The sequence below is a fragment of the Actinomadura fulvescens genome, from assembly GCF_039533225.1.
In the GTDB taxonomy this organism is placed as follows: Bacteria; Actinomycetota; Actinomycetes; order Streptosporangiales; family Streptosporangiaceae; genus Spirillospora; species Spirillospora fulvescens.
On sequence record NZ_BAAATD010000027.1, the window covers coordinates 26,047 to 39,077 of the forward strand.

General features: G+C 66.6%; 14 protein-coding genes. 8 read left to right on the forward strand and 6 right to left on the reverse strand.

Annotation, left to right across the window (positions count from 1 at the left end):
- Positions 1-10 precede the first annotated feature (10 nt).
- Positions 11-193, forward strand: a complete 183-nt coding sequence (locus ABD333_RS46245; RefSeq protein WP_344549293.1) for a hypothetical protein — start codon at positions 11-13, stop codon at positions 191-193.
- A gap of 530 nt (positions 194-723) precedes the next feature.
- Here ABD333_RS46245 and ABD333_RS46250 read toward each other — a convergent pair.
- Positions 724-1,884: a hypothetical protein gene (locus ABD333_RS46250; protein WP_344549294.1), complete on the reverse strand. Its 1,161-nt coding sequence runs from the start codon at positions 1,882-1,884 to the stop codon at positions 724-726.
- Positions 1,877-2,386, reverse strand: a complete 510-nt coding sequence (locus ABD333_RS46255; protein ID WP_344549307.1) for a SigE family RNA polymerase sigma factor — start codon at positions 2,384-2,386, stop codon at positions 1,877-1,879. The genes ABD333_RS46250 and ABD333_RS46255 overlap by 8 nt, the downstream gene beginning before the upstream one ends.
- 418 nt (positions 2,387-2,804) lie before the next feature.
- Here ABD333_RS46255 and ABD333_RS46260 point away from each other — a divergent pair, with 418 nt between their 5' ends.
- The 6 genes from ABD333_RS46260 to ABD333_RS46285 all read left to right on the forward strand — a co-directional run bounded on the left by ABD333_RS46260 (position 2,805) and on the right by ABD333_RS46285 (position 7,629).
- A complete protein-coding gene (locus ABD333_RS46260; RefSeq protein WP_344549295.1) occupies positions 2,805-3,320 on the forward strand; it encodes a hypothetical protein in 516 nt (171 codons plus the stop codon).
- Between the two features lie 69 nt (positions 3,321-3,389).
- Positions 3,390-4,061 (forward strand): hypothetical protein, encoded by a 672-nt coding sequence (locus tag ABD333_RS46265; protein WP_344549296.1) that lies wholly within the window; start codon positions 3,390-3,392, stop codon positions 4,059-4,061.
- A complete protein-coding gene (locus tag ABD333_RS46270) occupies positions 4,062-4,637 on the forward strand; it encodes a MauE/DoxX family redox-associated membrane protein (RefSeq protein ID WP_344549297.1) in 576 nt (191 codons plus the stop codon).
- Positions 4,613-5,122 (forward strand): hypothetical protein, encoded by a 510-nt coding sequence (locus ABD333_RS46275; protein WP_344549298.1) that lies wholly within the window; start codon positions 4,613-4,615, stop codon positions 5,120-5,122. Before ABD333_RS46270 ends, ABD333_RS46275 begins: the two co-directional genes overlap by 25 nt.
- Positions 5,119-5,664 (forward strand): hypothetical protein, encoded by a 546-nt coding sequence (locus ABD333_RS46280; protein WP_344549299.1) that lies wholly within the window; start codon positions 5,119-5,121, stop codon positions 5,662-5,664. Before ABD333_RS46275 ends, ABD333_RS46280 begins: the two co-directional genes overlap by 4 nt.
- A 735-nt stretch (positions 5,665-6,399) precedes the next feature.
- Positions 6,400-7,629, forward strand: a complete 1,230-nt coding sequence (locus tag ABD333_RS46285; RefSeq protein WP_344549300.1) for an IS110 family RNA-guided transposase — start codon at positions 6,400-6,402, stop codon at positions 7,627-7,629.
- A gap of 778 nt (positions 7,630-8,407) precedes the next feature.
- On the opposite strand, the gene ABD333_RS46290 is transcribed toward ABD333_RS46285, so the two are convergent.
- Both ABD333_RS46290 and ABD333_RS46295 read right to left on the reverse strand, forming a co-directional pair.
- Positions 8,408-8,905 carry a hypothetical protein gene (locus ABD333_RS46290; RefSeq protein ID WP_344549301.1) on the reverse strand — a complete coding sequence of 166 codons (498 nt, stop codon included), beginning with the start codon at positions 8,903-8,905 and terminating at the stop codon, positions 8,408-8,410.
- 234 nt (positions 8,906-9,139) lie between these two features.
- Positions 9,140-10,510, reverse strand: a complete 1,371-nt coding sequence (locus ABD333_RS46295; RefSeq protein WP_344549302.1) for a S1 family peptidase — start codon at positions 10,508-10,510, stop codon at positions 9,140-9,142.
- Between the two features lie 304 nt (positions 10,511-10,814).
- On the opposite strand from ABD333_RS46295, the gene ABD333_RS46300 reads away from it, so the two are divergent.
- On the forward strand, positions 10,815-11,063 hold the full coding sequence (locus tag ABD333_RS46300; RefSeq protein WP_344549303.1) for a hypothetical protein: 249 nt from the start codon (positions 10,815-10,817) through the stop codon (positions 11,061-11,063).
- 131 nt (positions 11,064-11,194) lie between these two features.
- Here ABD333_RS46300 and hutH read toward each other — a convergent pair whose 3' ends face one another.
- A complete protein-coding gene (hutH, locus tag ABD333_RS46305; protein ID WP_410558588.1) occupies positions 11,195-12,733 on the reverse strand; it encodes a histidine ammonia-lyase in 1,539 nt (512 codons plus the stop codon).
- A complete protein-coding gene (locus tag ABD333_RS46310; RefSeq protein ID WP_344549305.1) occupies positions 12,733-12,867 on the reverse strand; it encodes a hypothetical protein in 135 nt (44 codons plus the stop codon). Before ABD333_RS46310 ends, hutH begins: the two co-directional genes overlap by 1 nt.
- Between the last annotated feature and the right edge of the window lie 164 nt (positions 12,868-13,031).

Below are 13,031 nucleotides of genomic sequence, written 5' to 3' on the forward strand. Positions count from 1 at the left end.
CGGTTGTCGCGTGTTCCTGGTGCTGATCGTGCTGGTTGTCACGGTGTGTGGTCGTCGCCTGGGGCGTAGCGGCTCTAGGGAGGATGGACGCGGCGTCACTGACACGCATGTCGGTGCCAGCCAAGACCGCAACATCGCCGACGCCGAGCGCCTCGGCCAGCTTGACCAGGGTCGGCAGCCTGGGCGGGAGTAGTCGACCACGCTCGACGTCCTTCAACCACGACTGCTAACGCTCAGTGAGAACTGGCTCTGTCTCACTCCATGGGGTAGAGCCAGCGACTGGTAACTGTCCGTGGGCGGTAGGTCTTCGATCGGACTGTTGGTCGAAGGACTTTGTGGGCCGCTGCCGCTGCTCGAAATGTGGAAGCCCGGAGGTAGCGGGTAACGGTCCCAATCGAGCGGTGGATGTCCATCTGAGACCGAGCGCATGCTGTTGCGCCGTTTCACTGACGCCGACCTGGATGATCTCGCTGACCTGCAGGGCGATGCCCGGGTCATGCGGTTCGTCGAGAACGGCCGCCCGGTTCCGCGCTCAGTGGTGGCGAACGAGACCCTCCCGGCGATCCTGCAGGACTACCAGCGGTTGCCCGTCGGGCAGCAGTCGAAAGGCCGACCCGCGCGTTCCTGGGCTGGTTCTCCTTGCGTCCGGCATCGAGGAGCAGAGCACGGTGACGTGGAGTACGCACTGAGCAGGCAACCATGGCAGGAACGCGATGCTAGGCCTCAGCTGCGGAACTCAGGTCGTAGCTTTGCAAGCAGGTACTCATCGGTATCCCGCCACAGTACGTAGCCGCCCGCGACCCAGGCGTGTCCGGGCAGCTCGAACTTGTTTCCGGTGCGAAGGCCGTAGGCGACGGCGGAGGAGTCAGCGGTGTCGTCTTGATGCTGTACCGAGTAAACGACAACGTGTCCGTTCGTCGTGAGGTGAGAGAAGTAGGACTCAGCTTCTGCGTTGGGCAGGCCGGTGAGTGCCCGGCGGGTCGTTCCCGTCTGGCGGTCGTGGATCACCAGGGCTTCGCCATCGGTCCAGGCGAGCACGCTGGACCCGGCGGCAACGACGGCGCTGTCCGACACTCTCCCGGTGTTCAGCCTCCTGATCCGGCCGGAGCGCACGTCCAGTTGCTGCAACCCTGTGTTGTTCCTGAGGAAGGCATGGGGGTAGGAGAAGGCGACAAGGTCCGCGCGCGTCGGGAAGGTGCTGACCGCTCCGCCACAGCCGTTCGACAGCTTGATGGCGCCTTTCTCGCTCCACATGAGAGAGGGGCCATCGGCAAAGAACGGTGCCGTGCCTCCCTCGGCAGAGACTTTGACCGCTGGAGTCCTGCCATTAGGCCCCAGGCAGGTGAGTCCCTCGCCGCTCGGCCAGATGTATCCGGCGTCACCGGCTGCCATCGACCAGAGGAAGGCACCGTGTTCCGAGGGTCTGGGCAGCACTCGTTGAGGGGCCTTTCCTCCTGGCCGGACTCGCCACACGCCGGTGGCGGGAACTTCATCCTCTCCGCTACCTCGCTCGACCGCGCCCAGCACCGTCCCGTCTGAGCCGAGCGCCAGGGCATTGAATGGCGGCGCTGCCGCCAGTCTGCGCGGGATGCGCGTGATCGAACGCCGATCCACCAACGAGTCGATGGCGCCGGACAACGGAGGCTTCGCCGTGGGAACGGCACCGCGCTGCGAAGGCGGTTGCTGCGCCGGGCCTTTGACCGTCTGGACGATCACCACAGGCGCCACCACCAGTGTTGCCGCTGCAGCTACTGAGGCCATGGCGAGGCGGCGTTGCCGCTTTCGCGTTCTCCGGACAAGCCGGGTTGCCAGGTCCTGTGGCGGCACGATCTCTGTGAATGGCTCGACGAGCAACTTACCGACCCGCCGCTCAAGGTCATTCATGGCTTTCCTCCATGTGGCTTGCGGTGCGCAGCTTTGCGAGGCCTCTGGCGGCCTGGCTGCGCACCGTCGCAGGGGAACAGCCGAGCACCTCGGCAATCTCCGCATCACCAAGCTGGTCGACGTAGCGGAGAACCAACACCGCCCGCATCCGGCGCGGAAGTCCCGCCAGGTAGGCGATCATCGCGGCGTCGGAGATCAGCCCGTCCAGCCCAGCATCGTCGACCGGCTGGTCCGGTGTGTGCGCCATCAGCCGCTCGCGGAGGCCTCGGCGTCGGTTGGCCAGGATCCGGACCATGGCCGTCCGTACGTAGCCCTCCGGATCGTCCTTGTGGCGGACGCGCCACCAGTGCGTCCCTACGCGGGTCAACGCCTCCTGCACCAGGTCCTCGGCGTCGTGATGGTTCCCGGTCAGCACGCAGGCATAGCGGTACAACGCGGGCAATCGATGGGTGATGAACTCCTCGAACCGGCCCAGCTCACTGTCCGCCATAGGCACCTCCACTTCCAAGGACACAGCAGGAGACTGAAATGCTGCACGCGAGGTCATTCAGAGTGTGACCTATTCCGGCCAAGGGCCTGATTGCTGCTGGCTCCTGAAGATCTCTTCGACTTACGATATTGCCTCCGGTCAAGATCCTGGTTGTTGCCGGTTCCTGAAGATCGGCTCAATTTACGGTACTGCGGGGGCGGAGATGTTGCTCGGTCAGGTCTGGTTGCGGCGAAGACTGTCTGCGCCGCTACTACCTGTCATATCTCTGATACTTGTTGTCGTAGCCGCGGCGGCCATGGACGCCATGGTTCTCGGCTGGGCGGCGATCGGCGCCCTCGCTGGCTACTCGCTGTCAGGTTCGGTTTGAACCTTCAACAGCAACCTTGTGTTGTTCTCGCCAGGGTGGCGAGGTCGGATTAGGCAACGGTATGTGCTCGCGCTCTTCAATTTGGGACTTGTTCTCGGTGGCCTTCTCTCAGCGAGCGTGCTGTGGCTCGTGTCAGGACTGACCGATCCGGTCCCGGAAACCGGCCGTATCGGAGTCGCCCTCGTCGCCGCAGGCGCCGGCCTGCTGCGCGACTTCGGTGTCGTGACGCTGCCGCTTCCACAGCATGCCCGACAGATTCCGCAGGAAGTCCTGCTGCGAAAGCCACTACGGGGTGCGCTGCAGTTTGGGTTCGAGTTGGGCACTGGCGTACGGACTTATATCTCATCGACCAGCCCGTACGTACTCGCCATCGCACTGTTTTTCATCAGCCCAGGCTTCGTCCCGGTGGCGCTGGCCGGGCTCGGCTTCGGAATAGGTCGGGGAGCGACGGCAGCGGCGCAGTACTGGAGCCGAGACCCGGAATGGAACAAGCGGGCCGCCGCCCGTATAGGCCCGCTCACGAGGTCGGCCTCGGGGGTGATGCTGGGTTTTCTCGTGCTGGTCGCTATTAACGGCTGAAACCCCTCACTCGGAGGACACCTCATGGCCTTGACAACAATCTCACACAGAGTTATCGACGGCAGCCGTGTGACGATCAGGTCGGCATTGGCTCTCGACCAGCCTTTTACCAGCCTGCTCCAGCTTCACCTGGGCACACATCTGCAGGAGTTTGACGCGGGCGTGGCCGGATCTGCCACCGCATCGGCGCGCGATCTTGGGGTGCGGAGCTTCCCGCATGAATACCGCTTCCAGGGCGGTCGGCTGCGCTTCGGCCGGACCAGCCAGTACGACAAGACGATCAAGCTGAGGTCGTCGCTGACCGTGGCGGTTTGGGAGGGCAAGAAGTTCTCCTTGTTCACCCACGCGTACGAGGCGAAGAACCACAGGCAGTTGCTGGCGGTCCTGGACCAGGTGCGCATCGCCGAGCTGACCGACGGACTGGTCCTCACCGCTAAGCGACCGTCGCAGGCCCCAGTCGCCAGCGTCACGTTCGTCAAGGAGGTGCCCGGTCTCGGCCTGCTGCAGATCCAGCCCGCCACCCGTGAGGTCGGCAAGGTGCTGCCCGCCTGGCAGGGCAAGCGGGTGGTCGGCGGTGAGCTGTTCGTCGAGTCCGATGCCGGTGCCGCAGGGGGCGCTGTCCACAGTTTCGTGCTCGCGGGAGCCAATGCGGTGACCCATGTGGTCCCGGATGAGGACGACAATCCCGAACGGCTGCTTCCGCACCTGGCCGAACTCCACATCGAATGGACCCGAGCCTAGATGGAGACTCTTCTGGCTACGGTCAGCGCGTCGATGGGGTTCGCGGTCCTTGCCCTGTCCGGGGCCATCCACTTCGCCAAGCTGGACGTGTTCAAGGCGATGTTGCGCAGCCACAACTTCTGGCCCCCCACGTTCGTGACCGTGGTGGCGCAATGCGTCGCGCTGGCCGAGTGCACTATCGCATCGCTCGGACTGGCCGCGTTGTTGCCGGGTCTGAGCGCCTCGACCGCGCGAGACCTGATGACGTACGCGCTTGCCGGCGCCATGGTCCTCTACGTCGCCCTTGCCGCCTACGCGGCGGTGTTGCTGAGACGGAACCCGGGCGTGCCGTGCGCATGCTCGTCACGGGCTGAGCCCATCAGCATCTGGGTGCCGGTGCGTACCACGGTGCTGGCCCTCGGCTGCGGCTTCGCGGCGGCACAGGTAGACCTTGTCTTGTCGTGGACGTGGAGCAGCGACGCGCTCCTGGCTTTCCTCGCCGCGTCCACCTTCACCGTGCTCGCCTGGATTCTGCCGAGCACCCTCCACGATCCGAACAAACAGGGAATCTCATGGACTTCACGACCAGCGCACTGATTCTCGCCTGGGCGGCGATCCTGGTGCTGGCACTGGCCATGGCCGGCATGCTGCGTCAACTGCACGCCCTCAAGGGCGGCGACAGTCGTGTGGATCACCTTGGCCCGAGCATCGGGGCCGCCGCGCCAGCGCTGCCCCTGCCGGACGCCGTCCGCAGGAACGTGCCCGTGGTCGCACTCTTCCTCGACCTCGAGTGCGACAGCTGCGAGAGAACGCTGCAGGTGGCCGAGGAACTCGTCAACGAGGGCGAGAACAGAGTCGAGTTCGTGGGTCTGTTCGCCGACGACCCCAACGATCACCGCTCCCATGGAGTGCGGCTCGTCGGGAACGCGACCGAGGCGTTCGAGAGCTACCAGATCCCGGTGACGCCGTTCGGCGTCGTGATCAGCACAGAAGGGACCGTGCTCGCCTCAACCGCGCTCGGTGCCCCGCACGAGATCCGCGATCTCGTCAGCCAACTCTTCGGTGAAAGGTCCGCAGCATGAAACTTGCGCTTTCCAATATCCCTACGCTCGACTCCGCACCGCAGGACGCCGTGCCCGCCGGGCGCCGCTTCGCCCACGACCCGCAAGCCTGGGGGCGGCGCGGTGTGCTGCGCAGCGCGGTGGCCATCGGCACCGGCCTGGGAATCTCCACTCTGGGCCTGTTCCCGTTCGCCCGCGAGGCCAGCGCCGCGCGCGACGGCTATCAGATCCTCAATCGCTGCCCAAGCTACGCCGGCAAGCACAACTGCAGCCCCGGCTGCGGTCCAAGCCCCAGCTGCTACGACTGCTGCCGGTTCACCGGCAGGACCACCTGCACAAGACCGGGCTGGTTCAAGGTGCAGCGCAACAAGTACAAGCTGCGCAAGAACGATTGCGTGCGCGGCAAGGGCTGGGACGGTTGGAACTGGCGATACGACAAGCGATGCGGCTGCTGTCGCAGCAATGTCACCTACCGCTGCCACGACGGCTACAAGAGGATTCGCGGAAGCTGGAAACCTCGGATTTGCCGAACCGTCATCGCGTGCAACTGCCCGTTCTGCTGAACGGAAAACGATGACCTGAGCCGTGGCAGGCGGCAGCCCCCGGCGGAGCATCGGCTCCACCGGGTTGGGTGCCGGGTTTCAGGCGGCGGGTTCGATGGTGACCTTGAAGCCTGGCGGTTCGAGCTGGCGGATGTGATCGCGGCTCTTGCGCCGACGTCGATGCGCGGGTGTGTCCGTCGACGCCCAGGGACCCGGTAGCGCTGGCTGGGGTCGGTGAGGAGGTGCCAGATGATGGTCGGGATGGAACGGGCGATTGTCACCAGGGCTTTGAGTTTGCCCCTCCGCATGACCAGGCGCCGGTAGCGTCGCCGAGGAACATCTGGGTCTTGGCCGTGGCGACCTCGTCGAGCACGCCCTTGATAGACAGGCTACCCTCGCTGATCTAATAAGGGCCGTCGCGTCAGACGCCTGTCGCATATCCGGTCTGTTGAGGCCTAGAGCAAGACCGTGCAGACGCGGCCCGCCGTGGCGGTGGCTGATCGATTCGTGAGCGCCGCCACGGCGGCTTACGGCAGGTTGTCGATCGTGGTTCGAGCCGCCCGCGCGGTGTATCCCTTGCACTCATCAGAGCCTTGAGTTCTCTAAGCAGACCGGGAACCCGCGCGGGTCGCTGGGATCGCGAACGGCTCCATCGGAGGCCAGGCCACGAGCCTTGTTATTAGAGCGCTGCGCGTTCCCTGCCAGGCCAGAACCACAGGCGGACAAGCCGAGGGCGACCAAAGGAGAGAGCCCCACGTGAAAGTGTTCTGCGGGATCGACTGGGCCGAATCCCACCACGACATCGCGCTGGTCAACCAGGCCGGTGACCTGGTGGCCAAGCGCCGGATCAAAGACACCGCCGAGGGGTACGGCGAGCTGCTGCAGATGCTCGCCGACGTCGGCGATGACCCGGCCGATCCGATCCCGGTCGCCATCGAGACCCCGCGCGGCCTGCTGGTGGCCGCGCTGCGCGGCACCGGCCGCAAGGTCTACTCCATCAATCCGATGGCCGTCGCCCGCTACCGCGAACGCCACACCGTGGCCCGTAAGAAGTCCGATCATGTCGACGCCCTGACCTTGGCGAACATCCTGCGCACCGACGCCCACGCACACCGGCCGCTGCCTGAGGACACCGAACTCGCCCGTGCCATCGCAGTGCTGGCCCGCGCTCACCAGGATGCCACCTGGCGGCGCACCAAGGCCTCCAACGAGCTGCGCTCGCTACTGCGCGAGTACTTCCCCACTTTCCTGGCCGCCTTCGCTGGCCGCACCACCAACCTGGCCAGCCGCGAGGCCCGCGCGGTCCTGGCCATCGCCCTCACTCCGACGGCCGCGGCCAAGCTGACACTCACCCGCATCGCCGCAGCCCTGCGCCGGGCCGGCCGCAAACGCGGCATCGACCAGCTGGCCGCGCAGCTCCACCAGGCCCTGCGGCAGCCGCAACTTCACCACCCACCGCTGGTCGAACAGGCGATGGGTGAACAGGCCCGCGCGCTCCTGGCCGTCCTGGACACCGAATGCACCAACGCCGACCGCCTGAGCGAAACCGTCGCCGAGGCCTTCCGCCAGCACCCCGACCACCAGGTCATCACCAGCTTCCCCGGCCTCAGCGACCAGCTCGGCGCCCGGATCCTGGCCGAGATCGGCGACGACCGCGAACGGTTCGCCGACGCCCGATCACTCAAGGCCTACGCCGGATCAGCGCCGGTCACACGCGCCTCCGGCCGCAGCATCTCCATCACACACCGAATGATCAAAAACGATCGCCTAGCCGGCGCCGGATTCATCTGGGCATTCGCCGCCTCCGCCAACCACGAACCCGCGCGCGCCCACTACAAGCGACGCCGAGACCGAGGCGACCGGCACCCATCCGCCCTCCGCCACCTGTTCAACCGGATGCTCGGCCAGCTCTTTCACTGCCTCCAGACCGGACAGACCTACGACATCAGCAAGGCCTTCACATGCACTCAGATCGCGGCCGCTTGACGACTTAGCACCATCGGAGGTCTTGCTCTGGTTTTGGCCCGACTGGATGGCCGCGGGTCAGAGTTCGCGCGGGACACCAGACGGGCCGAGGCCGGGCACCTGCCCATGTCCAGGCCGATCTCCGCGACGATGACCTGCATGGCCCGCCGTCCGACCCGGGGATCTCACCGGCCAACGACCGAGATACGGCCGGATCCCGCGTTGAGATCTTGTTCTCGCCGGCTCCGCTGGTCGCGGCCGTGCGCTCCGCGGCGCTGTGCAGCATGCTCGGGCGAGCGTTTCCGGTCGCTCGCTGATCGGGGAAGGAAGATAGATCCGGCACCGGCTGCGCCGGCTCGGCCTGATAACGGCGCGTTCGTCATGAGGATGACGAAGACCGCCGCAGGCCAGGGGCTGGTTGCAGCGGGCCGCCGGAGGCCTGCGGGGATGGTCGGGAAGAGACGGTACGTCGAGCTGGCCCTGCCGCCCGCTTGCAGTAGCACGCGTGGACCCACATCTCAACGGCGGGTTTCCCGGCATCTCGGCTGCCTACCCAAGGGCTCGCTCCGAAGCGGGAATTCTCGGCCTGATAGTCCCACGACCCCAAGTCTCGCAACGCTCATGCCGCACGCTCCCCGTGACGTCCAGGACGGGGCCGAGCGAGACGGCGGGACGAGCAATTCGCGCGCCTGATGCAGCGGCCTCCCCCGGCGCCAGACCGCGCGACGGTGGTCTCGACCTCACCCGGTATGACCGACGTGTACCGGCCCCACGCGATGTACCGGGGCGCAGACGGTGATCAGTTGGTTGGGGTCTTTCGACCGGTGGGGTCGTCTGGTGCGATGGTGGTGAGCCGCTGGCCTTTGGTGGGGCAGCCTGCGGGGAGGCCCGCGGTGGCGAGGGCGGGAGCGTTGGAGTTGTATTCGCCGTTGGCAAGGACGGCGTCGCCGTCGAGGATCCGGCCGGTTCCGGGGACGTTGACGCCTCGTTTCCCCCGGTAGGTGACGGGGGTGGTGCCCGAGGGCCACATCGGGGTCGAGCGCCCGTACTGCTGGTCTTTGTGCTTGACGTACAGGCACTTGGTGGAGGAGTCGTAGCCGAGTGTGCCGGGCAGGCGCATTGCGGTGTATGAGGAGAGCTTGGCGACGATGATGCGAGGATCTGCCCCTTGCAGGCTGATCTGGTCGGGACTGGCCTGGTCGGGAGCAGGGGTGCTGGCCCGGTCGGGAGTCGGGGTGGCGGCATCAGCTCCGCCGCCCGTGCTGCAGCCAGTGACCAGCCCGCCCAGGGCCGTCATGACGACCGCTGTGGTTGCAGAACGCCGCCTCATTGCACATCCCTCGCGTTGTGATTTGCATGGATCAACCGTCCGGTCGTTGGACGTTGCCGGAGTGTGGATGGTTCCTGAGCCTGGATGGCTTCTTGAGCCTTCCACGATCGGCGGCGGCCCCGGGGGGCGCCGGTAGGGCAGTCCCCGGGGCCGCGTCACCGCGCCAGGTTCACCATCGGCTGGCGCCTTCGCGGTCGCTGGTCATCGTTCGTAGACGTCGACTCCCAGATTCTGCAGCAGGTAGGCGGGGGTGAAGACCGACCGTGAGGTGCCGCCGACGTACCCGTGGGTGATGCCGAAGGCGCGGTTGCCGTAGTACCAGGGGCCGCCGCTGTCGCCGGGCCGGACCCCGCCACCGTTCATGATGACCATGTGCTGGTAGGTGCGGCCGCCTGAGCTCACGGTGACGTTGGCATGACGTACCTTGGCGCAGGAAGCGCCAGTGGTTCTGCCGAACTTGCAGATGCGCGTGCCCTTACCGGGCATGCCGGAGCGGTCGTGAATCCAACGGGACTTGTTCCAGTCGTAGTAGAAGGACTTGCTGGGGCTGAACTTTCCGCGCGAGTACCAAGCTATGTCGCCGGAGGCGCCCTGATGCGTGCGCTTCCGGGCGATGCCGGTCGAGCCTCCGTGAATGCGGTGGTTGCGATAGGTGTTGCGGCGCGAGGCGCAGTGCCCGGCGGTGGAAATGCCGGTTTCCCGGGTCATGATGCGCTTGACGGGGAACCCCGCGGTGCAACCGTTCAGCAGCCCGCCACCGCGGATATACCGGTCCGCTGGACGGACCGGCCGGAGTTGGGTGACCTTGACCTCGATCTTGATATTCGAATTCCCGGAGCGGGGGACCGCAGGAGCGTTCGTGGTGCTCGCATATCCCTTGGGCCGCTGGGCCTCGATGGTGATGAGGCCGCGGTCGGTGTCGTAACTGCTCTGCAGGCGGGTGAAGCCGCCCTGCCCAGCCACCTGTGCGTGGGCGGTGTTCATCACGCGATCAAGGTCGGCTTCGGAGTACCCCGTGCCACCGATAAGCTCGACCGCCGTCGGCAGAGTCCTGGCCAGGCGCACCGCTGCGACGGGGACCTTGCCCTTGAAGGCGAACCGGGCCCGCATGCCGTCATCGCTGATCGACGCGCCGGCCAAGTCCCACGGAAGATCCTTCCGCAGTTGGTCGGCGGCCTCCTGGAAGCGCGGCTGCCAGCTGAATCGGTCGATGGCCTCGGCCAACCCGATGCGTTCGGTTCGGGCAATGAGCCGCAGGTCGACCAGTTCGGCCAACGGTAGATCGTCGATCTTGATGTCGGGGAGAGTGTCGCCGTTGGCCCGTCCGGACCGGGGCGACGTGACCTTGGTGACGTGCCGGTCGATGGCCCGCTCCAGAGTGATCCCCTCGCGTGACGCGGCGTGCTTGAGCCCGTCCAGCGCGGGGCGTTGGAGGACCGGCTGGCTCTGCCGGGCAAGGACGATCGTTGCGCTGGCCTGCTGTTCGCCGTCCGCCGTAGCCGGGGGCGGGGCGACCACAGTCGCAGCAGCCACAAGGCCGGGCATCAGCGAGACTGCCAGCCATCGGCGCATGCGCCATCCGGTTGTTCGGGGGGGTGTCATCTAACCCTCGTCTCTGTTGTCAACCGACGTAAGGCGCGGGGTCAAGTGATCGTAGCCAATGATCCATTTCATGGGCAGACCACACTGGCGCCCTATCGGCAGTTGATCGGTCAACTCCTGCGGGGGGAACAGTCCTGCTCAGTCCCGGCTGACTGTAAAGTCCGCGTGTCACCAGGCGTGTCACCCCCGCCCCGTCGGCGTCAGGCGCTCGGGCGACATCCGAATCTCTTACCGCGGCACCGGAACGGTGCGTTCGGCACGACCGAAGGCAGCTTTGGCTCTCACCAGCGTCTTCAGCTACACCCGCGAAGGCGCTCTGCGGCGCGTCCTGCTCGCCACCACCTATCTTGGGCAGGAACGGCCCGAACTCGACCAGGCGCTCGCACACGGCGGCCGCGCCATCATGAGGCGCAACAGCTGGGACGACACCCCGCCCGGTCCTAACGCGATGCCGTGTGCAGCATCCGCCGCTCTGGTCCTGCTGCCTGTGGCCGGGATCGCCTGGTCACTCCTCACCCACTGATCTGAAGCACGACCAGTGCGGCTGCCGGACGGCGGCGTGGCTCAGCCTGAGAGATCGTGCGCGGGTTGGAACGCCACGCTTGATCAGAGTGGTCCTGGTGTGCCGATGACCTGAGCTGCCCGACACCCGGGTCAGCCAGCTGGTTTGATCGTCGCCAGGGTGCCGCATCGAATGAGGTCTTCGGCCGCCTGCATCTCCGGTGAGAGGTGCCGGTCTGGCCCGATCCCTGCTACCCGCTCACGCAGCAGCGACACCGCCGCGGCGGTGCCCGCGGCGGGTCGCCACGGCGCACGCAGGCCAAGTGCTCGCGCGGCCGCGAGCAACTCGATCGCCAGCACCGACGTCAAGGCGTCCAGAGCGCGCCGCAATTTGCGGGCACTGGCCCAGCCCATGGACACGTGATCTTCCTGCATCGCCGACGTCGGGATCGAATCGACTGATGCCGGGACGGCGAGTCGCTTCAGCTCCGCGACCATGTTGACCTGGGTGTAATGCGCGATCATCAGCCCGGAATCGACGCCGGTGCCGTGGGCCAAGAACGCCGGCAATCCCGCCGAGCGCTTGGGGTCCCAGAGCCGGTCGGTTCGCCGCTCGGCGATGCTCGCCAGATCGGCGACCGGGATGGCCAGGTAGTCGAGGACGTAGGCCAGTGGGGCGCCGTGGAAGTTGCCGTTGGACTCCACCCGGCCGTCCTCCATGACCGCCGGGTTATCGATGGCGGACGCCAGTTCACGCTCGGCCACCGTCGTGGCATGAGACAGCGTGTCTCTGGCCGCGCCATGTACCTGGGGAGTGCACCGGAGCGAGTAGGCGTCCTGAACCCGTCTCGATCCGCTGCGGGCAAGGATCTCAGAATCCCTCAGCAGTGCTGAGATTCGGGGCGCCGAGCGGACCTGACCGGGATGGGGGCGCAGAGCTTGAAGGTCGGCGGCAAACACGCGGTCCGTGCCAAGCAGCGCCTCGACCGACATGGCGGCGGTGAGGTCAGCTATGTCCAGGAGTGCGGTGAGGCGGTCAACGGCGAACAGCAGCATGCCGAGCATGCCGTCGGTTCCGTTGATCAGGGAGAGCCCTTCCTTCTCCTGCAGGACCAGCGGCATCATCCCGACGTTGTCCAACGCGGTCGCCGCATCCAGGTCTGATCCGTCCGCAGTGGTCACCTGCCCCTCGCCGATCAGCGCCAGGGCGACCGCGGACAGCGGTGCCAGATCCCCGGAACAGCCGAGGCTGCCGTACTCGCGCACAACCGGAGTCACGCCCGCGTTAAGCATCCTGGCCAGGGCGAGCGCGACCTCCGGCCGCGAACCGGCCACCCCGGTCGCCAATGTCCGTACCCGCAGCAACATCATGGCGCGGACGACCTCACGCTCCACCGGGGGCCCGGTGCCCGCGGCGTGGGAACGCAGCAGCGAGCGTTGCAGCGCCCGCTGTTGGTGAGCTGAGATCGGCTCCTCGGCCAGCGCGCCGACCCCGGTCGTGATCCCGTAGGTGGGCACTGCAGCGTCCACGAGCTCCTCGACCCGGCACCGGGCCTTGGCCATGCGCTCCACCGCGGTGTCGGTTACCCGGACCAGCGCATCGCCGTGCGCCACGGCGACCACCTGTGGGCCGGTGAGCGAGTCGCCGCCGACCTCGACGGTGTGACGAACCGGCCGCTGCTGATTGCTCATCATCTTGCGGCGTTGGCCTGCTTGACGCAGGCGGCCGAGTCCTGATTGGCCTTGTTGGCATCGGTGACGTTCTTGGGCGTCACTCCGAAGTCGCCCGGCCGGGGGTCATCGACGGTGTAGCCCTTGACCCGCATGCACCGCGCCACCTCCAGCAGGTTGCTGTAAGCCTTTGGGTGCGGTTCTTCTCGAAGGACCTGGGTGAGTTCGGAGCTTGAGCGTTCGGTCGCTGTGGGTGGGGTCGTCTTCTACCGTTCGAGGTGGAGGCGACCACGATGGGCTCGTTGTTTGAGGAGCTGGC